A 26,740-nucleotide genomic window follows, 5' to 3' on the forward strand; every position below is an offset into this window, starting at 1 on the left:
GCTGCAGCATCTCCTCGCATTGCTCGCACGGATCGATCGCGAAGCCGCTCACCTCCCGGGGCCTCCTCCGTCCGTGGCGACGGTTTCGGCGACGGCGTGGTCGGCAAGCTCGCGCTTGAGGATGCGCCGGCCCCGATGCAGGCGCGACATCACCGTCCCGACCGGACCGGGCTCGGCTGTCCGCCGCCCTGCAGGGCGCACCCGTCGTCGTCACCGCCGGCCGCGCGCCGACGCGCAGCAACGACACGGCATACGACTTCCGCGCCGACAGCGACTTCGTGTGGCTGACGGGCGCCTCGATCGAGGGGGCCACGCTGGTCATGACCCCCGTCGCGGGGGGTCATGACGCGACCCTCTACCTCCCGCCGCCGGGGCTGCCCGGGGTGCCCGAGTTCTTCGCCGACGCGATGCATGGCGAGCTGTGGGTCGGCGCTGCCCCGGGCGTAGGGGAGTGGTCGGCTGCCCTCGACCTGGCGGTGCGCCCCCTCGCCGACCTGCCGGCGCAGGCGGCCGGCTCCCAGTCACCACACGACGAGGCCCTGTTGCGGCGCACCCTCGCCGAGCTGCGGATGGTCAAGGACGACTGGGAGATCGGCCAGCTGCGGCGGGCGGTCGCGGACACCGTCGACGGTTTCGCCGCGGTGCTGGCCGAGGTGCCCCGGGCCGCAGCCGGACTGGGGGAGCGCTGGCTCCAGGGCACCTTCGACCGGCACGCCCGGACGGTGGGCAACGGGCCCGGCTATGCCACGATCGTCGGGAGTGGACACCACGCGCCGACGCTGCACTGGGTGCGCTGCGACGGCCCGGTCACCGAGGGGGAGCTGCTCCTGCTCGACATGGGGGTCGAGGCGCCCACGCTGTACACGGCCGACGTGACACGCACCTTCCCGGTCTCCGGGCGATTCGATGAGACCCAGCGACGGGTGCACGACCTCGTCGAGCGGGCACACCGTGCCGGAATCGCGGCCGTCGGCCCGGACCGCGAGTACACCGACTTCCATCACGCCTCGATGGAGGTGATCGCGCACGGCCTGCACGACTGGGGAGTCCTGCCGGTCTCCGTCGACGAGGCGCTCTCACCGCAGGGCCAGCATCACCGGCGCTGGCTCGTCTGCGGCATCTGACACCACCTCGGGCTCGACGTGCACGACTGCGCCCAGTCCCGCCCGGAGGCGTACATGGGTGCCCGCATGCGGCCCGGCATGGTGCTGACCGTCGAGCCCGGCCTCTACTTCCACGCTCACGACGAGCTCGTGCCGCCGGAGCTGCGCGGCATCGGGGTGCGGATCGAGGACGACCTGCTCGTCACGGCGAGCGGCGCCGAAGTGCTCTCGAACGCCCTGCCCCTGACCGCCGGCGAGCTCGAGACCTGGATGGCCCAAGCGCACGGATGAGGGGCTGGTCGTGACGGTCCGCCTCCCGCTGTCACGATGAAGCCCTCGTGGCGCGGGGGTCGGCCGGTGTGCTCCGAGGCCGACCGCCGACCCGGTACTGGCACACTCGACCGCATGTCGACCCGGTCCACGCACTCACACGATCACGGGCCCGTGCCGTCTCGAGCAGTCAGCCCGCGTGCACGGATGATCCTGACCGTGGTCCTCACGGCCCTCGCCGCCGCGACCATCGCCGGCCTGGTGCTCTCCTGGCCGCACGGAGACCGTGCCGCTCATGTCACCTCGGTCGAGTTCGCCGCCCCGGGCGTCACCTTCCCGGTCGGGACGGTGACCCAGGTGCACCCGGCCTGCGCCGACGATGCCACGGGACCGGACAGCTCCACCACCGACCCTGGAGCGGCCGCAGCTGCTGGCGGCGATCCGGGGAACGCATGCGGCTCCCTCGACGTGGCCCTGGGCGCGGTGACCGTCTCCGTTCCGGCGCCACCCAGCCTGGCTGACTCCGGTCTCGCCGCCGGTGACCGGGTCCAGCTGATGAAGGTGCCGACCGCCGGCGGCGGGCCGGACGCGTACTCCTTCATGCAGGTCCAGCGGTCGACTCCATTGGTGTTGCTGCTCGTCCTGTTCGTCGTCGTCGTGGCCGCGGTCGCCCGGTGGAAGGGAATCCTCGGCCTGGTGGGCCTCGCGTTCGGAGGCTTCGTCATCGTCGCCTACATGCTGCCGGCCCTGCTCGAGGGCCAGTCGGGGCTGCAGGTCGCGCTGGTCGGCGCTTCAGCGATCATGTTCGTCGTCCTCTACCTGGCTCACGGCTTCTCGATCCGCACCAGCACCGCGATGGCCGGCACCCTCCTCGGGGTGGGCATCACGGCGCTGCTCGGTGTCATCGCCGTCCACGCGGCGCGTCTCAGCGGCCTCGCCGACGACGAGAGCGCGACGCTCTCCTCGTTCGTGCACGGCCTCAGCACTCGAGAGCTGTTCACCTGCGCCATCATCATCGCCGGCCTCGGCGTCCTCAACGACGTGACGATCACGCAGTCGTCGGCGGTCTGGGAGCTCCGGGCCGCGGCACCCGGACTGAGCCGGCGGGAGGTCTTCGCCGCGGGGATGCGGATCGGTCGCGACCACATCGCCTCGACGATCTACACCATCGTGTTCGCCTACGCCGGTGCCGCGCTGCCGGTCCTGATGCTCATCTACCTCTACGACCGGCCGATGGTCGACCTGCTCCAGACCGAGTCCCTGGCGGAGGAGATCGTGCGCACCCTCGCCAGCGGCATCGGCCTCGTGCTGGCGGTACCGGCCACCACGGCCATCGCGGCCCTGGCCGTGGCCCCGCGAGCCGATCCGGCCCCGAGAGCGGGGGCTGCCCGGGCAGGGGAGGAGTCGGACGGGCAGCGCCCCGCCCCGCGCACCCGTGCCGAGGCCCGGGCCCTGCAGGCGACGGACCTTTCGTGATGTAGCCGCTCCGTCTCGCCCAGGCCAAACATGTTGACATCGTTCACATGGTTCGGGGAGGGTGTCGGTGGTGCGATCTATCGTGGAGGACACCACCCCATCGAGGAGCCAATGATGACTCTCAACTCCGGACCGCCGAGCCATGCCGGGCCCGCCATCGAGGCCGAGCACCTCGTCAAGCGCTTCGGCGACATGACGGCGGTGGACGACGTCAGCTTCGCCGTCCCCCAGGGCAGCGTGCTCGGGCTGCTGGGACCCAACGGCGCCGGCAAGACGACGACGGTTCGGATGATGACGACGCTGACCCGTCCGACCAGCGGCACCGCCCGGGTCGCGGGGCACGACGTCATCTCCGAACCGGGTGCGGTCCGGCGCAGCATGGGCCTCACCGGCCAGGCCGCGACCGTGGACGAGTTCCTCACCGGCCGGGAGAACCTGCGGCTCATGGGGTCGCTCTACGGTCTCTCGAGGCGCGACATCAGCCGCATCTCAGACGAACTGCTCGAGCGCTTCTCGATCACGGACGCCGGCGACAAGGTCGTCAAGGACTACTCGGGTGGCATGCGCCGACGGCTCGACCTGGCCGTGTCGCTCATCGCCGCGCCCCGGGTCCTCTTCCTCGACGAGCCGACGACCGGGCTCGACCCGCGCAGCAGGGTCGAGCTCTGGGCGACGCTCCGCGAGCTCGTCGCCGACGGCACGACGCTGCTGCTGACCACGCAATACCTCGAGGAGGCCGACCAGCTGGCCGACCGCATCGTCGTCATCGACCACGGATGCGTGATCGCCGAGGGCACGCCGCTCGAGCTGAAGGACCGCTCCGGGGCGGCGGCACTGGTGGTCACCGTGTCGCACGCCGACCAGCTCGAGGCGGCCCGAGAGCTGCTCGCCACGCACGTCCGCGAGGTCCACGCCGACGCCGGTGCTCGGCAGCTGACCGCCCCGGCCGACGGCCTCGGCGACGTCATGCGCATCGCGCGGGTCTTCGAGCATTCCGAGATCGTCCTCGACGACCTCGGCCTCAAGCGACCGAGTCTCGACGACGTGTTCCTGCACCTGACCGGCCATCGCGCCGAGGCGGCCCAGGCCAAGCCGAGCGGTGCCGACGAATCCACGGCAGTTCTGGAGGACGCGCGATGAGCGAGACCATCACGGGGGCGATGACGCAGACCGGCCCCGCCGCCCGGCCCGAGGTCACGCCGCCTGGCCTGGGCCGTCAGGTGCGCACCCACGTGTGGCGCAACGTCAAGCACATCCGCCGGATGCCCGAGATGCTCGCCGACGTCACCTTCCAGCCGATCATGTTCGTGGTCCTGTTCGCCTACGTCTTCGGCGGCTCGATCAACGCCGGCGTCAACTACCGGGAGTGGCTGCTGCCGGGGATCATGGCGCAGACGATGACCTTCTCGTGCTTCGTGGTCGCCGTCGGGCTCACCAACGACCTCAACAAGGGCGTGATCGACCGGTTCCGGTCGCTGCCGATCTCGCGTGCCTCGGTCCTCATCGGGCGCAGCATCTCGAGCCTGATCCACTCGAGCATCGGCATCGTCGTCATGGCCGGCACCGGCCTCGTCATCGGCTGGCGCATCCACGAGGGCTTCGGCAAGGCGGTCCTGGGCTTCGCCCTCCTGCTGCTGTTCGGCTTTGCCATGATCTGGTTCGGCATCCTTGCTGGGTCCGCACTGAAGTCGGTCGAGGCCGTTCAGGGCGTCATGTTCACCGCGGTCTTCCCGTTGACCTTCCTCGCCGACACGTTCGCCCCCGCCGCGAACATGAGCCCGGCCTGGCTGCGCGCCATCGCCGAGTGGAACCCGATCAGCTCGCTCGTCCGGGCGGTGCGCGAGCTGTGGGGCAATGGGGCACCACTCGCCCCCGACTCGGCGCTCCCACTGCACCACCCGATCGAGTCGACGATCCTCTGGGCAGCGGCGCTCACCTTGATCCTCGCGCCCCTGTCGATCCGCGCCTTCACCCGACGCACGACCGACTAGCGATCCCCGACAGCGACCCCCCACAGCGATCCCCCACACGCTGGTGAGCGGGCGGGGCGGCGAGCCGAAGACCCGACCACGTACTGCTCGGGGTGCGCTCCTGCGCCGGGTTCTCGACGCCCACTGCGGAGCTGACGGCGACCAGTCCACATGCGCCCGAGAGTGCGATCGCCACCCGGAGCACCGGGACAGCGACCTTGACCTTGACCATGACCAGCAGCAGCGCATTCGGCGAACCACCCGTCCCGCGACAGGGCCGCGATCCTGGTTCGCTGGGCCCCGAGGGCGCAAAACGTATACTGTTCGCTCAAATCGTGCACGAAATGAGGCGAGGTGCCGTGGCAAGTTCGAAGTCGGATGGCAGAGAGTACGGCGCCACGGTCACGAGGGTCTACAACGCATTGCGCGTGCCCATCGTCGACGGCGACATTCCGCCCGGCCAGCGCATGAACATCGACGCCATCGCCCGGCGGCTGGGCGTTTCCCAGACCCCAGTCCGTGAAGCGCTGCAGCGCCTCGAGGCCGACGATCTCCTCGTGTACGCCCCAGGGCGGGGCTATCGCACCACGCCCGTGCTCGACCTCGCCGGCTTGCGCTCCGTCTTTGAGTTCCGGCTCCTCGTCGAGCCGTGGGCGGCCCGGGCTGCGGCCACGGACCGTCTCTCGAACCCGGGCGCCGCCCTCGAGGAGGAACTGCGTGCGTTCGGGCATGAAGCCCTCGGCGAGAACGTGCGCCAAGAGCTGCTGGGCCACGACACGCGGTTCCACGCCATGATCCTTGCCGCGACGGGAAACGACGTCGTGCAGTCGGCGTACGCGTCGTCGCACTGCCACCTGCACGTGTTCCGGCTCTATGCCGTGGACGTCAATGGGCAGCACACCATCGAGGAGCACCGGCGCATTCTCGCCGCGATCAAGGAGTGCGACCCCGACGCGGCAGAGGCCGCGATGGTGGAACACATCCGCAGTTCCTATGGGCGCTCTGCCCAGGTTTTCAACGCCCCTCGACCGGACTTGCGTGTCGAGGCGGCCGACGGCGTTCACGCGAACCGAATCCTCGGCTGACGGCTCACCCTCTCCCGACCGGCCTGCCGTGCCCGTCGGCTTTCACGCGCGCCCTGTCTGGTCGTTGACGGCTTCATCGGCCGGTTCGTCTCCCGCGCGTTTCGGTCTCGTAGGGGTCTTGACGGGCTTGGGCGCTGAACTATACGGTGACCGCAATTCCTATAGTATTTGACGAGGAGATATAGGCACCGTGCCCAAGGTCAGCTCAGTCGTCTGTCACGACGTCCGTTTTCCGACTTCACTAGAACTGGACGGGTCTGACGCGGTCAACGTCGACCCGGACTACTCCGCCGCATATGTGGTCGTGACCCTGGACAGCGGCGAGGAAGGCCATGCCTTCGTCTTCACCTGTGGCCGCGGGAACGAGATCATCACGCAGGCGATCGACTCCTACGGCCGGTTGCTGGTCGGCCGCGACGGCGACGAGTTGGTCAACAACCTGGGCGAAGCATCGAAGCGGCTTGTGCACGACTCGCAGATGCGTTGGCTCGGCCCCGAGAAGGGCGTCTCCCAGATGGCCTGCGGTGCGCTGGTAAACGCCATCTGGGACCTCCGGGCCCGACGCGAGGGAAAGCCGCTGTGGCTGCTTCTGAGCGAGATGGCGCCCGAGGAGCTCGTGGATGTCATCGACTTCACTCACATCTCGGATGCCCTTAGCCCCGAGGAGGCGCTCCAGATCCTCCGGCAAGGCCAGGCTGGGAAGGCTGCGCGAATTGCCGAGCTCAAGGCGGATGGCTACCCGGCCTACACCACCTCACCCGGCTGGCTCGGTTACAGCGACGAAAAGCTGCTCCGACTCAGCAAGCAGGCATTCTCCGATGGTTTCGGGATGATCAAGCTCAAAGTCGGCGGTCGCCTCGAGGACGATCGCCGCCGCCTGGGCCTGGTTCGTCGCGAGCTTCCGCAGCTGCCCGTGGCCATCGACGCTAACCAGCGTTGGGACGTCCCTGATGCGATCGAGTGGGTGAACGCCCTGGCGGACTTCGAGCCTTCCTGGATCGAGGAGCCCACGAGCACCGACGACATCCTCGGCCATGCAGCGATCCGTCGGGCGGTTGCCCCGACCCGGGTGGCCACGGGCGAGGCAGTGCACAACCGCATCATGTTCAAGCAGCTGCTCCAAGCAGAGGCGATCGACGTTCTTCAGCTGGATGCCACCCGGGTGGCGGGCGTCAACGAGAATGTCGCCACGTTGCTGCTGGCCGCGCGTTTCGGCGTGCCCGTCTGCCCGCACGCAGGTGGGGTCGGCCTCTGCGAACTCGTGCAGCACTTCTCCTTCTTCGACTACGCGGCTGTGTCGACGACGCAGCAGGGGCGGTTCATCGAGTACGTGGAGCACCTGCATGAGCACTTCGCCGAGCCGGTGCGGATCGTGCGCGGTCGCTACGAGGCGCCGCAGCTGCCGGGGATCGGCGCCGAAATGCTCCTCGAGTCCCGGACGCGCTGGACCTTTCCCGGCGGCGCTGGATGGCGCGAAGTGGGGAACCGTGCCGCCGTCACCGAACCCCATATGACTCCCGCTGAGGCGTGAGCAGTCCCTCCCACAGCAACCACAGCAATCCGGCATCCGAAGGGAAAGAAATGATTGGTCGAAAGAAGATGTGGGCGGCGGTCATCGCCGTCCTGGCCTTGACAACCGCCGGCTGTACGAGCGGTTCCGGCTCGGACAAGGGTGCGGCAGCCAGCTCCGCCTCTGACAGCCACCTGAACAAGGTGTTGAAGTCGCACACCCTGCGGGTGGGTGTCCAGACGGAAGCAGCGCCCTGGGGTGTCCGAAAGTCTGACGGCAGCTACGAGGGGTTCGACATCGACCTCGCCAATGCTCTCGGTAAGTCACTCGGTGCCAAGGTCGAGTTCGTACCGGCGACGAACGAGAGCCGCATCCCGATGCTGCAGGCGGACAAGGCCGACGTCATCATCGCGTCGTTCACCGCCACCAACGAGCGTGCACAGCAGGTCGCCTTCAGCGTTCCCTACGCCTCGGGCGGCACGCTCATCGCGGTGCCGAAGAACAGCGGCATCCAGAGCTATGCCGACCTTGCGGGCAAGAGCGTCTCCGCAAGCCGGGGAAGCATCGGAGAGCAGATCCTCAAGTCTCAGCTCCCGAAGGCGAATCCCGCGCTGTTCAATACGTTCGCCGACTCCGTCCAGGCCCTGAAGAGCGGCAAGGTCGACGCGCTGATCGAGAACAACGTCATCGTGCCCGACCTCGCCCGCACCGATCAGAGCATCAGGATCCTCGAGGGTCCCGTGCTCAAGCCGTCCCTGATGGCGATCGGTATCCAGCAGGGCGACCAGATCTGGCTGAACTACCTGAACAACTTCGTCCGGAACTACAACGTCTCAGGGGAGAACGAGGCCGCCACCCAGAAGTGGCTGAACCAGCCGATGCCCGATTTCCTGAAGTGACCCGCCGCGAGGGGGACAGCGTCAGGCGGCTCGAGCGCCGTTCAGGGCTCGACGGCCCGGGCCTGTCCCCCACGCTGACGGAAGGACCGTCATGACCTTCTTCTACGGAGACCTGCTGCCCTTCGTTGGCCAGATGCTCTCCGCGCTGTGGACCAGCGTCTACATCACCGTGATTGCGATGGTGGTCGGCAGCGCATTCGCCGTGCTGCTCTACCTCGGCAAGAGCGGCGGCAGCTCCTGGCTGTCTCGGCTGTGCGCCGCGTACATCGAGGTATTCCGCAACACGCCTCTGCTGGTCCAGCTCTATCTGATCTACTTCGGGCTCCCTGTGGTCGGGATCAACCTCAACCCGATCTGGGCGGGCATCGTCGCGCTCACGCTGAACAATGCCGCCTACACCGCCGAGATCTACCGCGCCGGCTTCGAATCGGTCCCGCACGGGATCGTGGAGGCGGGCCAAGCACTGGGGATGCGGCGTGGAATCCTGTTCCGCCACGTGATCTTCATGCCGGCCACCCGGAATGTCTTCCCGGCCCTGACGAACCAGTTCATCCTGCTCTTCCTGGCCTCTTCGATCGCGTCCATCATCGGGCTGCCGGAGCTGATGAACTCCATCCTCAACATCAACAACCACACCTACCGGACCTTCGAGGTCCTGTCGGTTGGCGGTCTGCTCTATTTCGTCGTCGCCGGTCTCTTTGCTCTCGGCTCGCGAATCGCGGAGTCTCGGCTCTTCGGTTGGGGGGTGAAGCGCCATGCTTAGGTCGTTCGGCTGGCAGGACATCGAGGCCCTGCTGCGTGGGGCGCTCTGGACCCTTGCGCTGTGCGCGATCTCCGGAGTGCTCGGAACCGTCCTCGGCGGTGTCATCGGTCTCGCGGCGACCAGCCCCAGCCGGATCGCCCGCTGGATCGCGACGTCTCTGGTGACGTTCGTCCGCGGGATCCCGCTGCTGATCATCGTGTTCTTCGCCTACTTCGGAATCCCGCTGCTGCTCCCGGACCTGTCGCTCTCGGCCTTCGCCACCGCCGTGATCGCGCTGACGGTCTTCGCTTCCGCGTACCTGGCCGAGATCTTCCGCGGCAGTATCAACGCCGTCCCGCGGGGTCAGTGGGAGGCCGCGGACGCGCTCGGGCTGGGCTACTTCAAGAAGTTCCGGTATGTCGTGCTGCCCCAGGCCATGCGGATCGTCGTGCCACCCGCGATCGGCTTCCTCATCGCCCTGATCAAGGACTCCTCGCTGGTAACCGTGATCGGCTTCGTGGAGCTCACACACGCCGGCACCATCACCAGCAACCTCACGGCCAACCCGATCCTCACCTACTCCGTCGTCGCGGCGTTCTACTTCGTCATCTGCTACGGCGTGTCCCGGCTCGGACGCTGGTACGAGCAGCGCAGCGCCACCGACAAGGCCGCCGTGGACCCCGAAGTGAAGCCCTCCGCTCTGCAACTCGAAGGCGTGTGACCCATGATCATCGTCAAGGACCTGCACAAGAAGTTCGGCGACAACGAGGTGCTTCGCGGCATCGACTGCCGGGTCGAGGAGCAGGAGGTCGTCTGTCTCATCGGGCCCTCTGGCTCGGGAAAGAGCACCTTCCTGCGGTGCCTCAACGGCCTCGAGACCATCACGTCCGGGGAGGTGTCGGTCAACGGGCACATCATCAGCGACCGCAAGACCGACATCAACGAGGTCCGACAGCAGGTCGGGATGGTGTTCCAGCACTTCAACCTGTTCCCCCACCTGAAGGTGCTGGACAACATCATGCTGGCCCCGGTCAAGGTCGCCGGCGTGAGCCGGGAGGAGGCCCGGGCGAAGGCGATCAGCCTCCTGGACAAGGTCGGTCTCTCGGACAAGACCCATGCCTATCCCGCCAGCCTCTCCGGTGGCCAGCAGCAGCGGGTCGCGATCGCGCGGGCGTTGGCGATGGATCCGAAGGTGATGCTCTTCGACGAGCCGACCTCTGCCCTGGACCCCGAGATCGTCGGCGAGGTACTGGCCGTCATGAAGGACCTCGCCCGCGAGGGGATGACCATGGTGGTGGTCACTCATGAAATGGGCTTCGCGCGCGAGGTCGCGGACAGGGCCGTCTTCATGGATGGAGGAGTCATCGTCGAGGAGGGCTCGCCCAGCCAGGTGTTCGGTGCCCCACGGCACCCCCGCACCCAGAACTTCCTGAGCAAGGTCCTGTGACCATGCCCCCATCCGCAAACATCGACCTTGAGCTCGCGTCGGCGGCGGCAACGCTTCCCGCCGACGGAGACGGGACGCTCATCGGCCGTGTGTGGGATCCCGCTGTGGGCGGCCCCAGCCCCGTGATCGTGCTCGAGGGGCAGGTCCACGACCTCAGTGCGGCATACCCCACCGTTCGTGACCTCTGCGAGGAAGCGTCTCCGGCAACGGCCGCCCGAGCGGCTGCGGGTGCCCGCCTTGCGTCCCTCTCACAGGTCCTCGAGAACACCCGTGCTGGAAAGGTGTCCGGGCCACGCATGCTGGCACCGGTCGACCTGCAGTCCGTCAAGGCCGCCGGTGTCACGTTCGCGGTCTCCATGCTCGAGCGCGTCATCGAGGAGCGCGTCAAGGGCGACCTGCAGGCGGCCGCGAGTCTCCGAGAGCAGATCGTCGACGAGATCGGCGCCGACATCGGTTCGGTGACGCCGGGCTCCGAGGATGCACACAAGCTCAAGGCGTTCCTCATCGATCGGGGTCTGTGGAGCCAGTACCTCGAAGTAGGCATCGGGGTCGACGCCGAGATCTTCACGAAGGCGCCCACGCTGGCCGCTGTGGGCACTCTCTGCCCCGTCGGCGTGCCGCCCGACTCGACGTGGAACAACCCCGAACCCGAGGTCGCCTTGGTGATCTCTTCACGAGGGGCGATCGTCGGCGCCACCCTCGGCAACGACGTCAATCTGCGAGATGTGGAAGGACGCTCGGCGCTGCTGCTGCCGCAGGCCAAGGACAACAACGCATCCTGCGCGCTCGGACCGTTCCTGCGGCTGTTCGACGACACCTTCGGCCTCGAGGACGTGCGTTCCCTCACCGTGGATCTAGAGATCAGCGGGACGGACGGCTTCCGGCTGCACGACTCTTCACCGATGTCGCAGATCTCCCGGCGCCCGGAGGACCTGGTGGCACAGCTCTTTCGGTCCCACCAGTACCCGGACGGCGCTCTGCTCATGCTCGGCACCCTCTTTGCCCCGGTTGTGGATCGCGACACGGAAGGGCTCGGTTTCACCCACCACCAAGGCGACGTCGTCCGGATCTCCTCACCGCAGCTCGGCGCGCTGGTCAACGAAGTCCGGCACTGCCATGACTGCGACCCATGGTCCTTCGGTCTGCGCGACCTCATGGCCAACCTCGCCGGCAGGCAGCTCCTGTGACGACGGGGCCCCAGCAGACAGATGAACCACTACCAGAGACGGTGACACAGTGAGACTGGCAAGACTTGGCGACCCGGGCGCCGAACACCCCGTCGTCCTCCACGGCGACCGCGTGCTCGACCTGGCGGGAGTCACGAACGAGATCGACGGTGCCTTCCTGGAGTCGGGGGGCCTGGACCGAGTACGGGATGCCTTGCCCGACCTGCCTGCCGTCGAAGGCGCCGGTGGCCTTCGGACCGGGGCTCCCATCGCTCGACCTGGTTCGGTCATCTGCGTCGGCATGAACTACGCCGCGCACGCTGCCGAATCGGGTGCCCTCCCGCCGCCGCACCCAGTCATCTTCCACAAGACGCCGAACACCGTGGTCGGCCCGAGCGACCCGGTCGTCATCCCGCCCGGGAGCACGAAGACCGACTGGGAGGTCGAGCTGGGCGTCGTCATCGGACGGCGCGCCTCGTACCTCGCCGCCCCCAGCGAGGCCATGGCGCACGTGGCCGGTTTCGTGCTCTGCAACGACCTCTCTGAACGCGACCATCAGCTCGCCACGTCCGGCGGACAGTGGAGCAAGGGCAAGTCCGCACCGGGCTTCTGTCCCACCGGTCCGTGGCTCGTCACGCCGGATGAGGTCGACCATGTGAACCTCCGGCTGCGCAGCTGGGTGAACGGGGAACCGCGTCAGGACTCCACCTCGGCCGACATGGTCTTCTCCGTGGAGCACCTCATCTGGGACCTTTCGCAGTACCTGGTGCTCGAACCCGGCGACCTCGTCCTCACAGGCACGCCCGAGGGTGTCGCGCTATCGGGCCGGTTCCCCTACCTCAAGCCAGGTGACGTGGTCGAACTCGAGATCGACGGGCTCGGCACGCAACGACAGGAGCTGAGGGCGTACTCATGAGCGACTTCGACGGCATGGTGGCTCTCGTCACGGGCGGTGCCTCGGGTATCGGCGCGGCGATCGCTGCCGAGATGTCTCGCCTCGGCGCCAAGGTCGGGGTGCTCGATCGGGATGTCACCGAGGCGGCAGACGGACTGTTCGCTGTCCGGGCCGACGTGACGTCGGCCGATGCGGTGACGTCGGCCGTCCAGGAGGTGATCGCCCAGTTCGGACAGTTGGACGTCCTCGTGAACAACGCTGGGATCGGCGCCCAGGGGACCGTCGAAGGCAATGACCTGTCCGAGTGGCAGCGAGTCCTCGACGTGAACCTGCTCGGCATGATCCGCGTCACCCGTGCCTGCTTGCCCTATCTGCGCCAGTCCGCGGCAGCGGCAATCGTCAACACCGCCTCGGTGGCCGCCGAGGTAGGGCTACCGGACCGGGTGCTCTACAGCGCGAGCAAGGGCGCGGTCGTGGCGGCGTCGAGAGCGATGGCAGCCGACCTGGTCGACGACGACATCCGGGTCTGCTGGGTCAGCCCGGGGACCGCTGACACACCGTGGATCGGCCGGCTCCTGTCGCGTGCCGATGACCCCGCCGCGGAGCGTGCAGCCCTCGAGGCCCGCCAACCGCATGGCCGACTGGTCAGTGCACAAGAGGTGGCCGATGCGGTGTGCTATCTGGGCAGTCCGCGGGCAGGCTCCACGACAGGCATCGGGCTGACCATCGACGGCGGGCTGGTCGGTCTACGCCTGCGTCGCTGACGAGACGTCAGGGGCAGCCGAACCGGCTCGGCGTGCGTCGCCAACCGGCTCTCGGCTGTCGTCGACCGAGCTCCGACTCCGCCAGGTCCTCGCGCGTCCCATTGCCTTCCTCGCCGCGCCAGCGGCTCCGGACGAGCCTGACGGTCATGACTGCGATGGCCGCGGCGATCGTGCCGATGAGGAAACCGCCGAGGATGTCGGGCACGTGGTGCACGTGGGCGGCCACCCGGGCGGCGCCCACCGCGACCGCGAGCAGTAGCAGGGCAGTGGCCACGCGACGCCGCCATGGGATGAGGGCTGCCGCGATGGCGGCGGCCAGGGTGCTGTGGTCCGAGGGGAAACCGTTGTCGGCCGCGTGGGGGATGAGCGGCGCCTGGCCATCCACGACAAAGGGACGCGGGTCGGTCCACACGTGCCCTGCGGCCCAGATGCCGGCCAGCGCGAGCACGATGGTCAGCACACCCACTGCAGCGAGGGCCGTCTTCTCCGTTCGCGGAACGCGCCACCACACGAGCGCGGCGCTGAGCGGGATGAGGTAGACGGCATACGAAGCGATGGCGATGATCAGGGCGTGCATCGGAACATCATGTCGGACGCTGCCTCGCGGGCTACTTGACGCACGGGATCCCGGAGGACCCGGACAGGTCGGTCAAGGCGGTCGGGGGAGGTCCTCCACGGCCACCGCCCGTGGCCGAGACGGGGTCCTGCGTCGTGGGAGCCGGGGTCGGTGTCGGAGTGGCTCGTGTCGCGGTCCCGTCGGCGCCGATCTTGAGGTCCGAGCCGATGAGGACCTGGACCCGGTCGGCCTGAAGTGAGCTGGCGGGCTGGGTCGGGATGCCCCCGAGGAGTGCCGCGAGCTGGTCGGCGACGGCCTCACTGCCCGGCCCGTACTCGATCCGAGAGGTCGTCAGGCTGCCACGGTTGCCGACCTCACCGGCGACGAACTGCTGCCGCTCGAGCCAGCCCATGAGGGAACGGGCAGCGCCGGCCCGGCCCGAACCGTTGAGGACGCTGACCGTCGTCGCACGAGCGAGACTGGACTCGAGTGACGGCGGACTCGGGGTCGGGGTCGGCTTGCTCGCTGCAGCGGCCTTGGGATGCATCAGCCGTTGCACGATGGCTTTGATCTCGACGGGGTCGACGATGTTGATCGACGCGCCATGCGGGTCACTTCCGAACGCCTTGACGGGCAAGGTGTAGAAGTGGATGTTCCCGCCGGACATCTTCGACCCGAGCGTCGCGAGCTGGATCGGGCTCAGCCCCTCGTCGACGACGATGTTCTGCTTGGCCACGTCGACCAGGCTCGTGAGCTTGGCGGGGTTGAGCAGTGTCCCGGTCTGCTTGAGCTGCAGGAACAACGAGACGATGAAGGCCTGCTGGCGCCTCGATCTGTCCAGGTCCGTGAAGAGGAGGTCGGGGTGGACGTTGTCCCGGCGCTGCCGGACGAAGGCCATCGCCTGCTTGGCATTGATCTGCTGCTTGCCGGCCTTGAAGTTCGCCCCGGAGAACCGGTCCTGGGTGTCGTGCTTGAGGCAGACCGTGATGGGCTGAACCACTTCGGCGACCTGGAAGAAGCCGACCATCGTCACCTCGACGAAGTGGTTGATCCGCACCCCGAGGAACTGCTCCACAGTGGCGACCTCTTGCGCCCGTCCGGCGTCACGGGCCTCCTGGTGGGCGGTCTCCCCGGTCACCCCCGCGCGGGCGAGCTCCTGCATCTTCTGGTTGAAGGCGAGCCCGTACGCCTCCTTGATCTTCGCCCGGCACACCCCACTCGGACAGTCGGGGACGTCGACGTAGTCGTCGCGCGGGATGGCGATGCCGGTGGCCTTCGAGCCGTCCGCCGGGATGTGGATGTACATCAGCACGTTCGAGTTGAACCCACCGATGCTGGAGTCGCCGGTGTGCAGGGCCTTGTACAACGCCGCAGGCAGGGGCTTGCCATCCGCGTCGAGCCGGGAGTCGAGCCCCATGATCAGCAGGTCGGTGTCCGTGGAGGGCGCCGCATCGGCCTGCCCCTGCCCCAGGGCAGCGGAGCGGCGTACTCCCTTGTCGATGGAGAGATACACGTACAGCCCGTAGCCGATCACGGTGACGAGGACGAGGGCGACGACACACGCGGCGGAGATGAGGAGCCGGGCCCGCCGCGAACGGCGCGGGCGAAGGTCGGCGCGTCGGAGGGGTGCTCCGTCCGGCGGCTCGGGCGGGGTGCCGTCGGGGCCGGTCCGGTGCGCGGGCGGGCGCTGCTCCGTTGTCACGAGCGGTGTCCAATCATGTGCAGCCGCGGCGCAGCCACGCCGGCGGGATCATTCACGCCGGCGGCGCCGGCGGGGTCGGCAGGAGTATGACGCGTGCCCACCTCGTGGAGGTACCAGAGCCGGTGGCCGAGGCGGGCACCGAAGGCGCCGAGGAGCCAACCGGCCAGCACGTCAGTCGGCCAGTGGTAGCCGAGCACGACCGTCGCCGCACCGACCAGGGCTGCAGCCACCGCAACGCCCGCCGCTGCCGAGCGCGTGACGCGACGGCCGAGCCACGCGGACACGAGAGCGGCCAGCAGCCAGAGCCCGGCGGCGCCGGTCGCCGCATGTCCGGAGGGGTATGACGCGCCGCCGGCGAACACGAGGTCATGTCCAGTGGCGGGGGCGGTCCGCCCGAGCGCCCACTTCAGCACGAACACGGAGACGTTGACCGAGACGAGGACGGTCGCCACCGCGAGCGCGGGCCGCCACGTCCGCTCGCGCCGGGCGAGAAGCAGCGCCCCCACACCGCAGACGAGCCCGACCAGCCAGAACTGCCCGCCCCAGACGACGAGCCGAGCCGCGATGCTCATGACCGTGTCCTGCCGGGACACCGTGCTGTCCAACAGCGTGCGGTCGAGACCTGAAGTCCACCGGAGGCAGACCATGATCGTGAGAACGGCGAGCCCGGCGAGGACGGTGATGTCGGCGCTGGCGTGCCGACGGGGGTGGGGGAGGGCTGCCTGGCCGCGCGAGGGCGTGGTCATGCCGGTCAGTGTCACACACCCGGACCGGCCCCCCACGGCGGTGCGGCGGGAAGTGCACGGCCCTCACCCGGGCGTTCCGGTCAGGAAACGCGGCCGGCGCGGCGGCCGCGGCTGTTGGGCCCGCAGGGTGCCGTCCGGCTGGATGTGCGAGAACATCTGCTCCACGATCGCGGCAATGTGCGGGTCGTCGACGCGGTAGAGCTGACGTCGACCCTCACGTCGGGCCGACACCACGCCGGCTGCTCGCAGCTTGGCCAGCTGCTGGCTCGTCGCGGGAATCGCGGACCCCGTCAGCTCCGCGAGAGTGGTGACATCGAGCTCGGCTCCGGCGAGCAGCCACACGAGGTGGAGGCGCCCCGGAACCGACAGCAGGTCGAACGTCTGGGCCGCAGCGCTCAGCTGGTCAGACGTGATCTCGGCAGGTGATGACGACATACACGTCGATGATGCCAATGGTGCGTCACTTGCGCAACTGGTTGAGTATCGGGCATGCTGGCCCTGAGTGGGTCGGGCGGCCCCGCGAGCGCGACGTGAGGGAGGTGGGATCGGTGAATACCGACGAGCACAGTCAGCACCCCTTCCATCTCACCTCGTCCTCGTCAACCAGGCACTGACCGGCGCGTCCTCGCGAGCGCTGCGTCAGCGCGAGCCCCCTTGGGAGGCATCCCGTGACCGGCAGCCTGCGCCCGTACTCCTCGGTCGGTCTTCAGCGTCCGCCGAGCCGCTATGCCGTCGACGCCGTCGTCGTGATCGCTGTCGCCGTGCTTCTGTGGGCACTGGTGCATCTGGGGGAGAGCATCACGGCGCGCATCACCCTCGAGCACGTCCCCTCGTCGGTCTCGACGGACCCGGCCGCGCTGCCGGGCTACGCGGCGCGTTCCTTGCTGCGGATGTTCGTGGCCCTGGCCGCGTCGGTCGTCTTCAGCCTTGCCTACGCGACCGCCGCCGCACGCCTGCCGCGCGCCGAGAAGGTCCTGCTGCCCCTGCTGGACATCCTGCAGTCGGTGCCGGTCCTCGGCTTCCTCTCCGTGACCCTGACGATCTGGCTCACGCTCTTCCCCGGAACCATGCTGGGCCTCGAGTGCGCCTCGATCTTCGCGATCTTCACCTCCCAGGCATGGAACATCACGTTCGCCTTCTACCAGTCCCTGATCACCCAGCCTCGGGACCTCGACGAGGCTGCGCGGGTGCTCCGGCTCACCAAGTGGCAGCGGTTCTGGACCGTCGACGTGCCCGGCGGCATGATCCCGATGGTCTGGAACGGCATGATGAGCTTCGGCGGCGGGTGGTTCTTCCTCGTGGCTTCCGAGGTCATCAGCGTCAACAACCACAGGTATGCGCTGCCGGGAATCGGCAGCTACGTCGCGGCCGCGGCCGAGCAGCAGCAGGTCGGCCGCATCGTGTTGGCCATCGGCGTCATGGTCCTCATGGTCATCGGCGTCAACGTCGTGTTCTGGCGCCCGGTCACCACCTGGGCGGAGCGGTTCCGGACCGAGCAGTCGACGCCCGCCACGGCACCACGCAGCCTGGTCCTCGACCTGCTGCGCCGGTCCCGGGTCCCGGGTGCGGCGGGGAGCCTGCTCCGTCCGGTCGGCCAGGGTCTCGACCGGATGACCCGTCCCTTCGGCCTGGCCGAGCGCCCGCTGCGGGTCAGTCCCGCCCGGAGGCGGGCGGGAGATCTCGCCTTCGCCGTCCTTGTCGGGGCGGGCCTCGTCTGGGGACTCGTACGCATGCTCGCCTTCGTCGCCGCCGGACCCGGACTCGGTGAGTTCGGCCACGCAGCCCTGCTCGGGCTGGCGACCTTCGCCCGGGTCATCGTGCTCGTCGCGGTCGCGACGATCATCTGGGTGCCGGTAGGCGTGTGGATCGGGATGAACCCCAGGGTCGCCCGCTACGCCCAGCCGGTCGTGCAGGTGTTGGCGAGCTTCCCGGCGAACTTCCTCTTCCCCCTGTTCACCCTCGTGCTGATCGGGACCGGGATCAGCATCAACCTCGGCGGCATCGTCCTGATGGCCCTCGGCGCGCAGTGGTACATCCTGTTCAACGTCATAGCGGGCGCGAGCGCCATCCCGTCGGACCTTCGTGAGGCCTCGCACGACCTGGGGCTGCGCGGGTGGTTGCGGTGGCGCTCGTTCATCGGCCCCGCGGTCTTCGCCACCTGGGTCACCGGCGGGGTCACCGCTGCCGGGGGTGCCTGGAACGCGTCGATCGTCGCCGAAATCGTCAGTTACGGACACACCAAGCTCGTGGCCACCGGCCTGGGTGCCTACATCGCGCAGTCGACCGCCGGCGGCGACTTCGGGCGCACCCTCGTCGGGGTGACGGTGATGAGCATCTTCGTCGTCGGCCTCAACCGGGTCTTCTGGCGTCGCCTCTACCGGCTCGCCGAGGACCGCTACTCACTCAACGAGGGATAGGAGGACCGTCATGACCACGATCCACCGCGCGCCAGGAGCACTCGCGTCCAGGACCACGATCATCGAGGTCGACCACCTGTCGAAGGCGTTCTCCGGAGCCCATGGCGCCGACATCAGCGTCCTGGACGACGTCTCGTTGGAGCTGCGCGAGGGCGAGATCGTGGCGCTGCTGGGCCGATCCGGGTCTGGCAAGTCGACCCTGCTGCGGTCCATCGCCGGACTCATTGCCCCGACCGCCGGGGAGGTCCGCTACCGCGGGCGGCCCCTGGAGGGCGCCAACCCCGGAGTCGCCATGGTCTTCCAGTCGTTCGCGCTGCTGCCGTGGCTCACTGTCCAGGCCAATGTCGAGCTCGGCCTGCGGGCCGCTGGGGTGAGCCCGGCCGAGCGGCGGGAACGCGCCCTGGCGGCGATCGACATGATCGGGCTCGACGGGTTCGAGAACGCCTACCCCAAGGAGCTCTCGGGTGGGATGCGCCAGCGGGTCGGGTTCGCCCGGGCTCTCGTGCTGCGCCCCGACGCGCTGCTCATGGACGAGCCGTTCAGCGCCCTCGATGTCCTGACCGCCGAGAACCTGCGCTCCGAGCTCATGACGCTCTGGGGCAGCGAGGACTTCCCGACCAAGGCGATCTGCATCGTCACCCACAACATCGAGGAAGCGGTGCAGCTGGCCGACCGGGTCGTCGTGCTCGGCGCCAACCCCGGGCACATCAAGGCCGAGATCCCGATCCGGATCCCGCGCCCACGCGACCGGCGCAGCCCGACCTTTGAGGCCCTCGTCGACCGGCTCTACGCAGCGCTGACCGGACGTGACCAGGCCGCCCGCGAGGCGACCGTCCCCACCGGGCCGCTCACCCACCCGTTGCCGGCCGCGAGCGTCGGCGGTCTCGCCGGCCTCGTCGAGATCGTGTACGCGCACAACGGGCAGACCGACCTGCCCGACCTCGCCGACGAGCTGTCCTTCGAGGTCGACGACCTGCTCCCGCTCGTCGATGCGGCCGCGATGCTCGGCTTCCTCGACCTCGAGGGGGCCCAGGCCTTCCTCACCGACGCCGGTCGTGACTGGTACACGGCCGACATCCTTCGCAGCAAGGAGCTGTTCGCCTCACGTGCGCTGGCCAGTGCACCGCTCGTGCGGACCATCGTCAAGGCCCTCGAGAACAGCGACGACGGGACGCTCAAGGACGGCTTCTTCCACGACATCCTGCGACGCGGGTACTCGGCCGAGGAGACCGCTCGCCAGCTCGACATCGCCATCGACTGGGGCCGCTACGGCGAGCTGTTCGACTACGACAGTGACGACGGCACCTTCGTGCTCGGCGAGGTCGCTGCCGAGGCGGGCGCCTATCTGGCGCAGCATGCTGAGGACAGCGACGGGCACCCCGACGGGGAACCGGGGGACCGGCCATGAGCTCGCCGACCAGCCGCCCGGATCCTGTGCCGTCCCGGCCGGTCGATCACGACCGGCGTCCGAGTCTGCGTCTGCGGGTCGCGCTCACCCGGCTGCGCCACGGGGAGGACCCGGCGGATGTCGCCGCCGCGACGAAGGTCCCGCTCGCCCTCGTGGAGGTGCTGGCCGACGAGCTGACCCACCGCCGGCGCGACTAGGGGCGACCTCGGCGGCGGCCGAGGAGTGCGAGACCCAGTCCGGCGACTCCCATCGCGAGGCCCCCCGCGGCGAGCCACCGGGCGACCGGGTCTGCGCCCTCGAGTGCGGAGTCCGGTGACATGGCGGCTGACCCGGTCTCGGCGTGAGCCCCATGTGCCCCGGAGGCATCCGCCACGGTGACCTCAATCGACGGCGCCGGGTAGTCGGGCTCGGACCCGGAGTCCGGCGTCGGCTGGTCCCAGGCCACGACCTTGCCGTCGGAGTAGGTCTGTGTGGCGGGCAGGAGGAGGGTTCCCGGAGCCGGGAGGGGCCCGACGGAGATGGCGAAGTCCTCGTACTGCTGGGGGCCGACCTGCGTCCCGGGTCGTGCGGTCCACGTGACGGTGCGCGGCGCCTCCGTGATGGTCGTGCCGTCGACGATGACGGGCTTGGGCAGCGCGCCGCGCTTGATCGTCGCGTCCCACCCGGGGATGGGTTTGGTCCGCACGGACAGCAGCGGCTTGTCGGCGGGCAGCGTGACGGAGACCTTCACCGTGCCGGCGGTGGCCGACTCGTTCGGCACCCGGAACACGAGCTGGGTGTACGAGCCCTCGGCGGCGTTGTCCGTCGTGACGTGCACATGGGCCCGGGCGCTGGACATCGAGGCCAGGACGAGGCCGGCGGCCAGCGCGGCGACGGCGCCGAGCCGCGCGAGCGCCCGGCGGGGCATCGCCACTCGCGTGAGGGCATGGGGGACGGAAGTGGGTGGCATGGTTTCCTCGGTTGGGCAGCCCCGAGTCGCGGGGCGAGGGTGGCTGGGCAGGTTCGATCGGGCCGCCACCAACGGAGAGACCTGTCAGGCGGCGGGTGCGAAGAAGAGGGCCGGAGGCCCGCGAGGTGGCGGACCACCCTCGGACAGCGCACTCGACAGAGGGGCCGGAGCGGCTGGGGACAACAGGGTCCGCGCACCAAGCCTCGCCGGCTCGCCCGGCAGGCGCGGCACACTCCACTGAGCGGCATACCGCAGGACGGAGCGCAGCGCGCTCTCTCCGCGCACGAGCATCACAGCGGTCACCACGATGGCCACGGCATGGGCCACGAGCATCGAGATCGACGACATGCCGTGCGAACCGGGCATCGCGCCTGCCATTGCGCACGTGTGGCCGCTCAGCTGGACCGCGTGGTGGCCGGCGTGGGTGACCGTCGCGCCGCAGCCGGGGGGTGCGACAGCCAGCAGGGTGAAGGCGCCGTGCAGGCCGACCTGCTCGGCAACGAGGGCAGTGGCGGTCCGGCCCACCGCGCGGCGGCGACGGGCCAGCCACAGCGAGGGCGGCGCCAGGAAGAGGACCAGCAGCGTGAGCAGGGCCGGGGGCGGGAGGGCGCCACCGGCGCCGGTGTGGGCCCCGACGGACAGGGCCAGGGTGGTGCCTCCCAGCGCGAGAGCGCGGAGCAGGCGCGCTGTCCGCCCGGTCACCTCCGCCATGCCGGTCATGCTAGCCGCGCGGTCATCCCGGGGCTGGCCCGGCGTGGGCCGCACGACGGCTCGGTTCAGCGTCCTCCCAGCGGGGCCACCTACTTTCGCCGGGTGGGTTCGTTGCCGTGGCGGGCGGGGGTGCAGCTCCGGCGCTGGTCGCGTCTCGGCTTCGCGCTGCCCATGGCTGTGCTCTTCTTCCTGTACGCCTCCGGCCCCGCGCTCGCCCATGACGCGCTCCTCGGCTCGACGCCTGCCAGCGGGGCACGCGTGACCGGCGCATCCCTCGGTGGGCAAGTGGTGCTCCACTTCGAGGAGCCCCCGCTCGCCATCGGTGCGCAGGTCCGCGTGACCGGGCCGACAGGGGCGATCTCCGCCGGGCAGCCGACCATTAATGGCTCGGACCTCGTTCAGCACCTGGACTCGTCAATCGCGGCGGGCGCCTACACGATCACGTGGCGGATCACCGCCGATGACGGCCACGTCGTCTCCGGCACCATCCCCTTCACGGTCACCCAGGGGACATCAGGGCCCCCCGCAGCCAACCCCGCCCGGCAAGCGGACCCCTCCCCAACCGCCAAGTCGGGCAGCTCCGGATGGACGGTCGTCGGCGGCGTTGCGGTTCTCGTGGTGGTGGTGGTCGCGGTCCTGATGCTCGTCGGGCAGCGACGACGCTCGCAGGCCGGGGGCTGAGCGGCTTCCGCTTCCACCTCGAAGGGTCGATGATGGTGTCGGTCTTGAAAGCGCAGGTGGGCCCGCAGATGTCAGCACGGCGAACCTCTGTCTTCACCGCCACCACCGCAGCCGTTCTCGGCGCGGGCGTGGCCCTGCTCGGCGCGCCCGCCGAAGCCGCTGGGCCGACCACGAGCGCCGCACCGGCCGCGACCACCGCCGCCACCACCGCCGCGGCGGCAGCGACCCCGGCGGCCCAAGCACAGGCGGTCTTCAACCGGATGACGATGGCCCAGCGGATCGGCCAGCTGTTCATGGTCGGTGGCCCCGCCACCGGCCTCGGCTCGGCCACCACCTCGACCATCACCCGCAACCACGTCGGCAGCGTCATCCTGACCGGGCGGGCGACGTCAGGCACCGCACCGGTCCGGGCACTGACGGCGGGCGTGGATGCTCTCACCACGTCGGCGGCGACCGCCGGCGTCCCGCTGTTCATCGCGGCCGACCAGGAGGGCGGCTACGTCCAGGTGCTCCAGGGCCCCGGGTACTCACGGATGCCGACCGCTCTGACGCAAGGCAGCTGGTCGGACACGACGCTGAGGGCGAACGCGACGACCTGGGGGCGCCAGGTGTTCCGGTCCGGGGTCGACCTCGACCTCGCACCGGTCATGGACACCGTGGCAAAGAGCTTCGCCAGCTCGAACCAGCCGATCGGCTACTACCAGCGCGAGTACGGCTACACCCCATCGGTCGTCAGCGACAAGGGCACGACGTTCCTGCGCGGCATGCAGAGCTCGGGCCTCGCGATGACGGCCAAGCACTTCCCGGGGCTTGGCCGCGTCACCGGCAACACCGACACGTCGGCGGGTGTCACCGACACCGTCACGACGCGCACTTCACCGGACATCGCCCCCTTCCGGGCCGCCCTCACGGCCGGTGCCCGGGTCCTGATGGTCTCCTCGGCGTACTACACCCGCATCGACTCGGCGCACCCGGCGTGCTTCTCGCCCACGGTGATCGGCGGCATGATCCGCGGCGACCTCGGCTTCACCGGCATCGTCATCAGCGACGACCTCGGTAACGCCCGGCAGGTGGCCGCCTGGACACCCGGCGCCCGAGCGGTGAACTTCATCTCGGCCGGCGGCGACATCGTCCTCACGGTCAACCCCTCCGTGTTGCCGGCGATGGTCCAGGCGGTTGCGAGCCGTGCAAGCTCCGACACGGCCTTCCGCGCCAAGGTGAACGCGGCGGCACTGCGGGTCCTCACGGTCAAGGCGGAGTACGGGCTGCTCGCCGCCCGCCCACCGGTCAACGGCTCGCTGGGTCAGTCCACCATCCTCGCGCTGCAGCGCTGGCTCGGGGTCGCGCGCACCGGCACGTTCGACACCACGACGATCAAGGCCCTGCAGACCCGCATCGGCACGTCGGCCGTCGGCGTCTGGGGGCCGGCGTCGATGGCGGCGATGCAGTCCTACCTCGGCATCTCGCGAGACGGCGCGACGACGTGGAACGGCCGCACTGTCGCCCAGCTGCAGCGCTATCTAACGACGCAGCTCTGAGCCGCCAGGCTCACTGGCCCACCGCTCCGGCTCGCGCGGCGCCGAGCGCGTCGAGGTCACGCACGGCATAGCGGTGGTGCTCCCACTCCTCCTCGAGGATCGTCCGCAGGCACGAGAGCACCGTCTCGTCATGGTCCGGAGCATGGGGGTTCTTCCGGGACTCGTGCAGGTCCTCCGGGGAGACGTGGGCGAGGAAGTCGCGCACCATCGCCTGCCGACCGGCACGTGCCTCGAGGACCTGCTCGAAGGGCGGCGCCTCGACGGAGAACACGGACGCGTCGTATGCCTCGGTGTCGTGGTCGTCGTTGGGCAGGCCGATCGGGTGAAACGGCTGCTCCCGCTGGAGAACCGCCTTGCCGAGCCACGTGTCGGTCGCCATCACCAGGTGTCGCAGGGTCTGGGCCAACGACCATTCGCCGTCGACCGCGGCATCGACGGTTCCGTCCGGCATGGCGGCCACCCGGCCGAGCAGGGCCGCCCAGGTCGCCTCCAGCACCGCCCAGGCGCGCCGCAGGCCCTCGGGATCCGCCGCCGCCCGCAGCTCGCGGCCCGGGAAGCGGTGGTTCAGCTCGGCGTCCACGAGCGGCACGACGTCGACGCCGTTGACCACAAGCCTCCCGCCGTCCTCCAACAACCAGGGCGAGTCGATCTCCATCCGCGCCACGTCGCACCCGCGCAGCACCACGTCGCTGAGGTCGCAGCCGATGAACCTCGCCTCTCGCACGTTCCGGTTCCGGAACGTCCTGCCCCGCAGACCCTCTGGCTGGCTCTCGCTCATGAGTGGACGATGGCACGGTCCACCGACATCGCGCCACGAACTTCTCCTCGTGATCCCGGGTAGCGAGGCTTGTCCGCGTGGCCCTGCGCCAACCCGTCGGCGTTGCGGTCGGACCGCTCGCGGGTAAACGGGCGGGATGAGGTCCGACAAGGATCAGCAGCTCTACCCTCCGCACGTGCTGCGGGAGTACGCCCTCCTCGCGGATGGCGAGCGGGGCGTGCTCGTCGGGCCGCGGGGTGACTACAGCTGGATGTGCGCACCCCGATGGCAGGACGACGGAGTCTTCTGCTCGCTGATCGGGGGACCGGGCACCTACGCCGTCACGCCGACGGACCCGCTCTTCGTGTGGGGTGGGCGGTATGAGGACGGGACCCTGATCTGGCACAGCCGCTGGGTGTCCACTGACGCCATCACCGAGTGCCGGGAGGCCCTCGCATATCCCGGGGACCCGACCCGGGCGGTCATCCTGCGCCGGATCATGGCGCTGTCCGGCACGGCACGGGTACGGGTCCTGCTCGACGTGCGAGCCGGCTTCGGCAAGCACCGGATGAGCACCCTGCACCGCGACGACGACGGGACCTGGCAGGGCCGATCTGGCGCCCTCCACTTCCGATGGAGCGGGGCGATCGAGGCGAAGGTCAACGACGACGACATGCTCGAGCAGGTCATCGAGGTCGACCGCGGCGACCACTACGACCTGATCCTGGAGATGGCTCCTGACCGGGTGGACGGCCGCCCGCTCGACGCCGACACGTGCTGGACCGCGACCGAATATGCCTGGCAGCGGGCGGTTCCCACCCTGGAGATGACGATCGCCCCCGATGACGCGCGGCAGTCCTACGCGGTGCTGCGCGGGATGACCAGCAGCACGGGGGCGATGGTGGCGGCGCCGACCATGTCGATGCCGGAACGGGCGGACACCGGCCGCAACTACGACTACCGCTACGCCTGGATCCGCGACCAGTGCTACACCGGCGAGGCGGTCGGTGCGTGCGGCTCGTACCCCCTCCTCGACTGCGCGGTGAAGTTCGTCAGCGAGCGGGTCCTCGCCGATGGCTCCGAGCTCAAGCCGGCGTACACGATCGACGGGGGCACCGTGCCGGACGAGCGCGCCGTCGGGCTCCCCGGCTATCCCGGCGGGTCGGCCAAGGCGGGCAACTGGGTCAACGACCAGTTCCAGCTGGACAACTGCGGCGAGGCACTGCTGCTGTTCGCCACGGCGGCGGGCCATGACCGCCTCGACCTCGATGGCTGGCATGCGGCGCGGGCCATGGTCGACACGATCCGCGAGCGCTACGACGAGCCGGACTATGGGATCTGGGAGCTCTACCCGGCCCGGTGGGCGCACTCCCGTCTGATCTGTGCCGCTGGGCTGAAAGCGATGGCCGTCCATGTGCCCGCGAGCGCCGGGGCCGAGTGGACGGCGCTCGCGGACCGCATCATCGCGGACTGCTCGCGGGAGTGCCTGCACGAGCAGGGCCGCTGGAAGCGCGCCCCGGATGACGACCGCGTCGATGCTGCCCTGCTGCTCGCCTCGATCCGGGGAGCAGTCCCTCCGCGTGACCCACGCACGGTGCAGACCTGGGAGGCGGTGCGTCGCGACCTCGGACGGCACGGCTACGTCTATCGATTCAGCCAGGACCCGCGGCCCCTCTCCGACTCGGAAGGCGCGTTCCTGCTCTGCGGCTTCGACATGGCCATCGCCACCCACCAGCAGGGCAAGGAGGTCGAGGCCGCCCGCTGGTTCGAGCGGAACCGGGCCGCATGCGGCTCGCCGGGGCTCTTCACCGAGGAGTATGACGTGGAGCAGCGACAGCTTCGGGGGAACTTCCCGCAGGCGTTCGTGCACGCGGTCATGATCGAGGCCGCCAAGAGGCTCGCGGAACGACCGGGAGAGGTCACCCCATGACAGGGCGCAGGGACGGGA

General features: G+C 69.5%; 25 protein-coding genes and 1 pseudogene. 19 read left to right on the forward strand and 7 right to left on the reverse strand.

Annotated features, from left to right (window positions below):
- Positions 1 to 188: 188 nt before the first annotated feature.
- The 13 genes and pseudogenes from ACTHJJ_RS12710 (at position 189) to ACTHJJ_RS12770 (ending at position 13,327) form a co-directional block, all read left to right on the forward strand.
- Positions 189 to 1,394, forward strand: a pseudogene (locus tag ACTHJJ_RS12710) (aminopeptidase P family protein).
- A 186-nt stretch (positions 1,395 to 1,580) separates the two neighbouring features.
- Positions 1,581 to 2,849: a YibE/F family protein gene (locus ACTHJJ_RS12715; protein WP_440303302.1), complete on the forward strand. Its 1,269-nt coding sequence runs from the start codon at positions 1,581 to 1,583 to the stop codon at positions 2,847 to 2,849.
- 114 nt (positions 2,850 to 2,963) lie between these two features.
- A complete protein-coding gene (locus ACTHJJ_RS12720) occupies positions 2,964 to 3,989 on the forward strand; it encodes an ATP-binding cassette domain-containing protein (RefSeq protein ID WP_440303303.1) in 1,026 nt (341 codons plus the stop codon).
- A complete protein-coding gene (locus tag ACTHJJ_RS12725) occupies positions 3,986 to 4,840 on the forward strand; it encodes an ABC transporter permease (RefSeq protein WP_440303304.1) in 855 nt (284 codons plus the stop codon). The genes ACTHJJ_RS12720 and ACTHJJ_RS12725 overlap by 4 nt, the downstream gene beginning before the upstream one ends.
- Before the next feature lie 338 nt (positions 4,841 to 5,178).
- The gene (locus ACTHJJ_RS12730; protein ID WP_440303305.1) at positions 5,179 to 5,904 is read left to right on the forward strand and encodes a GntR family transcriptional regulator; all 726 of its coding nucleotides are present in this window, start codon (positions 5,179 to 5,181) and stop codon (positions 5,902 to 5,904) included.
- A gap of 190 nt (positions 5,905 to 6,094) precedes the next feature.
- Complete coding sequence (locus ACTHJJ_RS12735; RefSeq protein WP_440303306.1) at positions 6,095 to 7,435, forward strand: enolase C-terminal domain-like protein; 1,341 nt, start codon at positions 6,095 to 6,097, stop codon at positions 7,433 to 7,435.
- Positions 7,432 to 8,313, forward strand: a complete 882-nt coding sequence (locus ACTHJJ_RS12740; protein WP_440303307.1) for a transporter substrate-binding domain-containing protein — start codon at positions 7,432 to 7,434, stop codon at positions 8,311 to 8,313. The genes ACTHJJ_RS12735 and ACTHJJ_RS12740 overlap by 4 nt, the downstream gene beginning before the upstream one ends.
- Before the next feature lie 91 nt (positions 8,314 to 8,404).
- Positions 8,405 to 9,076, forward strand: coding sequence for an amino acid ABC transporter permease (locus tag ACTHJJ_RS12745; protein WP_440303308.1), 672 nt, complete (start codon positions 8,405 to 8,407; stop codon positions 9,074 to 9,076).
- Positions 9,069 to 9,776, forward strand: coding sequence for an amino acid ABC transporter permease (locus tag ACTHJJ_RS12750; RefSeq protein WP_440303309.1), 708 nt, complete (start codon positions 9,069 to 9,071; stop codon positions 9,774 to 9,776). Before ACTHJJ_RS12745 ends, ACTHJJ_RS12750 begins: the two co-directional genes overlap by 8 nt.
- Positions 9,777 to 9,779: 3 nt before the next feature.
- Positions 9,780 to 10,502, forward strand: a complete 723-nt coding sequence (locus tag ACTHJJ_RS12755; protein WP_440303310.1) for an amino acid ABC transporter ATP-binding protein — start codon at positions 9,780 to 9,782, stop codon at positions 10,500 to 10,502.
- Positions 10,503 to 10,504: 2 nt separating this feature from the next.
- The gene (locus ACTHJJ_RS12760) at positions 10,505 to 11,689 is read left to right on the forward strand and encodes a fumarylacetoacetate hydrolase family protein (RefSeq protein WP_440303311.1); all 1,185 of its coding nucleotides are present in this window, start codon (positions 10,505 to 10,507) and stop codon (positions 11,687 to 11,689) included.
- A 49-nt stretch (positions 11,690 to 11,738) separates the two neighbouring features.
- Positions 11,739 to 12,584, forward strand: a complete 846-nt coding sequence (locus tag ACTHJJ_RS12765) for a fumarylacetoacetate hydrolase family protein (RefSeq protein ID WP_440303312.1) — start codon at positions 11,739 to 11,741, stop codon at positions 12,582 to 12,584.
- Complete coding sequence (locus tag ACTHJJ_RS12770; protein ID WP_440303313.1) at positions 12,581 to 13,327, forward strand: SDR family NAD(P)-dependent oxidoreductase; 747 nt, start codon at positions 12,581 to 12,583, stop codon at positions 13,325 to 13,327. The genes ACTHJJ_RS12765 and ACTHJJ_RS12770 overlap by 4 nt, the downstream gene beginning before the upstream one ends.
- 7 nt (positions 13,328 to 13,334) lie before the next feature.
- Here the strand turns inward: ACTHJJ_RS12770 and ACTHJJ_RS12775 are convergent, their stop codons facing one another.
- From ACTHJJ_RS12775 to ACTHJJ_RS12790, 4 genes are all read right to left on the reverse strand, one after another.
- Complete coding sequence (locus tag ACTHJJ_RS12775; protein ID WP_440303314.1) at positions 13,335 to 13,904, reverse strand: phosphatase PAP2 family protein; 570 nt, start codon at positions 13,902 to 13,904, stop codon at positions 13,335 to 13,337.
- Positions 13,905 to 13,935: 31 nt separating this feature from the next.
- Positions 13,936 to 15,585, reverse strand: a complete 1,650-nt coding sequence (locus ACTHJJ_RS12780) for an LCP family protein (protein WP_440303315.1) — start codon at positions 15,583 to 15,585, stop codon at positions 13,936 to 13,938.
- Positions 15,582 to 16,331, reverse strand: coding sequence for a phosphatase PAP2 family protein (locus ACTHJJ_RS12785; protein WP_440303316.1), 750 nt, complete (start codon positions 16,329 to 16,331; stop codon positions 15,582 to 15,584). Before ACTHJJ_RS12785 ends, ACTHJJ_RS12780 begins: the two co-directional genes overlap by 4 nt.
- 63 nt (positions 16,332 to 16,394) lie before the next feature.
- On the reverse strand, positions 16,395 to 16,766 hold the full coding sequence (locus ACTHJJ_RS12790; protein ID WP_440303317.1) for an ArsR/SmtB family transcription factor: 372 nt from the start codon (positions 16,764 to 16,766) through the stop codon (positions 16,395 to 16,397).
- 233 nt (positions 16,767 to 16,999) lie between these two features.
- Between ACTHJJ_RS12790 and ACTHJJ_RS12795 the strand changes: the two genes are divergently transcribed.
- From ACTHJJ_RS12795 to ACTHJJ_RS12805, 3 genes are read left to right on the forward strand one after another with little or no spacing between them, the layout of a single operon-like run.
- Positions 17,000 to 18,748: an ABC transporter permease gene (locus tag ACTHJJ_RS12795; RefSeq protein ID WP_440303318.1), complete on the forward strand. Its 1,749-nt coding sequence runs from the start codon at positions 17,000 to 17,002 to the stop codon at positions 18,746 to 18,748.
- Positions 18,749 to 18,758: 10 nt separating this feature from the next.
- A complete protein-coding gene (locus ACTHJJ_RS12800) occupies positions 18,759 to 20,156 on the forward strand; it encodes an ABC transporter ATP-binding protein (RefSeq protein WP_440303319.1) in 1,398 nt (465 codons plus the stop codon).
- Positions 20,153 to 20,353, forward strand: coding sequence for a hypothetical protein (locus ACTHJJ_RS12805; RefSeq protein WP_440303320.1), 201 nt, complete (start codon positions 20,153 to 20,155; stop codon positions 20,351 to 20,353). The genes ACTHJJ_RS12800 and ACTHJJ_RS12805 overlap by 4 nt, the downstream gene beginning before the upstream one ends.
- Here the strand turns inward: ACTHJJ_RS12805 and ACTHJJ_RS12810 are convergent.
- Both ACTHJJ_RS12810 and ACTHJJ_RS12815 read right to left on the reverse strand, forming a co-directional pair.
- A complete protein-coding gene (locus tag ACTHJJ_RS12810) occupies positions 20,350 to 21,105 on the reverse strand; it encodes a YcnI family copper-binding membrane protein (protein WP_440303321.1) in 756 nt (251 codons plus the stop codon). The genes ACTHJJ_RS12805 and ACTHJJ_RS12810 overlap by 4 nt on opposite strands.
- A gap of 84 nt (positions 21,106 to 21,189) precedes the next feature.
- Positions 21,190 to 21,816 carry a hypothetical protein gene (locus ACTHJJ_RS12815; protein WP_440303322.1) on the reverse strand — a complete coding sequence of 209 codons (627 nt, stop codon included), beginning with the start codon at positions 21,814 to 21,816 and terminating at the stop codon, positions 21,190 to 21,192.
- A gap of 102 nt (positions 21,817 to 21,918) precedes the next feature.
- Between ACTHJJ_RS12815 and ACTHJJ_RS12820 the strand changes: the two genes are divergently transcribed.
- Together ACTHJJ_RS12820 and ACTHJJ_RS12825 are read left to right on the forward strand one after the other, a co-directional pair.
- Complete coding sequence (locus ACTHJJ_RS12820) at positions 21,919 to 22,497, forward strand: copper resistance CopC family protein (protein ID WP_440303323.1); 579 nt, start codon at positions 21,919 to 21,921, stop codon at positions 22,495 to 22,497.
- 68 nt (positions 22,498 to 22,565) lie between these two features.
- Positions 22,566 to 24,035, forward strand: coding sequence for a glycoside hydrolase family 3 N-terminal domain-containing protein (locus tag ACTHJJ_RS12825; protein WP_440303324.1), 1,470 nt, complete (start codon positions 22,566 to 22,568; stop codon positions 24,033 to 24,035).
- A 10-nt stretch (positions 24,036 to 24,045) separates the two neighbouring features.
- On the opposite strand, the gene ACTHJJ_RS12830 is transcribed toward ACTHJJ_RS12825, so the two are convergent.
- A complete protein-coding gene (locus ACTHJJ_RS12830) occupies positions 24,046 to 24,813 on the reverse strand; it encodes a DinB family protein (RefSeq protein WP_440303325.1) in 768 nt (255 codons plus the stop codon).
- Between the two features lie 175 nt (positions 24,814 to 24,988).
- On the opposite strand from ACTHJJ_RS12830, the gene ACTHJJ_RS12835 reads away from it, so the two are divergent.
- Positions 24,989 to 26,722 (forward strand): glycoside hydrolase family 15 protein, encoded by a 1,734-nt coding sequence (locus ACTHJJ_RS12835; protein ID WP_440303326.1) that lies wholly within the window; start codon positions 24,989 to 24,991, stop codon positions 26,720 to 26,722.
- The last annotated feature ends 18 nt before the right edge of the window (positions 26,723 to 26,740 follow it).

This window comes from Intrasporangium sp., from assembly GCF_051961875.1.
Classification (GTDB): Bacteria; Actinomycetota; Actinomycetes; order Actinomycetales; family Dermatophilaceae; genus Intrasporangium_A.

Coding starts and splice junctions, on each gene's coding strand:
- ACTHJJ_RS12715 (WP_440303302.1), top strand. CDS start 1,581: ATGATCCTGACCGTGGTCCTCACGGCCCTCGCCGCCGCGACCATCGCC.
- ACTHJJ_RS12720 (WP_440303303.1), top strand. CDS start 2,964: ATGACTCTCAACTCCGGACCGCCGAGCCATGCCGGGCCCGCCATCGAG.
- ACTHJJ_RS12725 (WP_440303304.1), top strand. CDS start 3,986: ATGAGCGAGACCATCACGGGGGCGATGACGCAGACCGGCCCCGCCGCC.
- ACTHJJ_RS12745 (WP_440303308.1), top strand. CDS start 8,405: ATGACCTTCTTCTACGGAGACCTGCTGCCCTTCGTTGGCCAGATGCTC.
- ACTHJJ_RS12750 (WP_440303309.1), top strand. CDS start 9,069: ATGCTTAGGTCGTTCGGCTGGCAGGACATCGAGGCCCTGCTGCGTGGG.
- ACTHJJ_RS12755 (WP_440303310.1), top strand. CDS start 9,780: ATGATCATCGTCAAGGACCTGCACAAGAAGTTCGGCGACAACGAGGTG.
- ACTHJJ_RS12760 (WP_440303311.1), top strand. CDS start 10,505: ATGCCCCCATCCGCAAACATCGACCTTGAGCTCGCGTCGGCGGCGGCA.
- ACTHJJ_RS12770 (WP_440303313.1), top strand. CDS start 12,581: ATGAGCGACTTCGACGGCATGGTGGCTCTCGTCACGGGCGGTGCCTCG.
- ACTHJJ_RS12775 (WP_440303314.1), bottom strand. CDS start 13,904: ATGCACGCCCTGATCATCGCCATCGCTTCGTATGCCGTCTACCTCATC.
- ACTHJJ_RS12785 (WP_440303316.1), bottom strand. CDS start 16,331: ATGACCACGCCCTCGCGCGGCCAGGCAGCCCTCCCCCACCCCCGTCGG.
- ACTHJJ_RS12790 (WP_440303317.1), bottom strand. CDS start 16,766: ATGTCGTCATCACCTGCCGAGATCACGTCTGACCAGCTGAGCGCTGCG.
- ACTHJJ_RS12800 (WP_440303319.1), top strand. CDS start 18,759: ATGACCACGATCCACCGCGCGCCAGGAGCACTCGCGTCCAGGACCACG.
- ACTHJJ_RS12805 (WP_440303320.1), top strand. CDS start 20,153: ATGAGCTCGCCGACCAGCCGCCCGGATCCTGTGCCGTCCCGGCCGGTC.
- ACTHJJ_RS12810 (WP_440303321.1), bottom strand. CDS start 21,105: ATGCCACCCACTTCCGTCCCCCATGCCCTCACGCGAGTGGCGATGCCC.
- ACTHJJ_RS12815 (WP_440303322.1), bottom strand. CDS start 21,816: ATGGCGGAGGTGACCGGGCGGACAGCGCGCCTGCTCCGCGCTCTCGCG.
- ACTHJJ_RS12825 (WP_440303324.1), top strand. CDS start 22,566: ATGTCAGCACGGCGAACCTCTGTCTTCACCGCCACCACCGCAGCCGTT.
- ACTHJJ_RS12830 (WP_440303325.1), bottom strand. CDS start 24,813: ATGAGCGAGAGCCAGCCAGAGGGTCTGCGGGGCAGGACGTTCCGGAAC.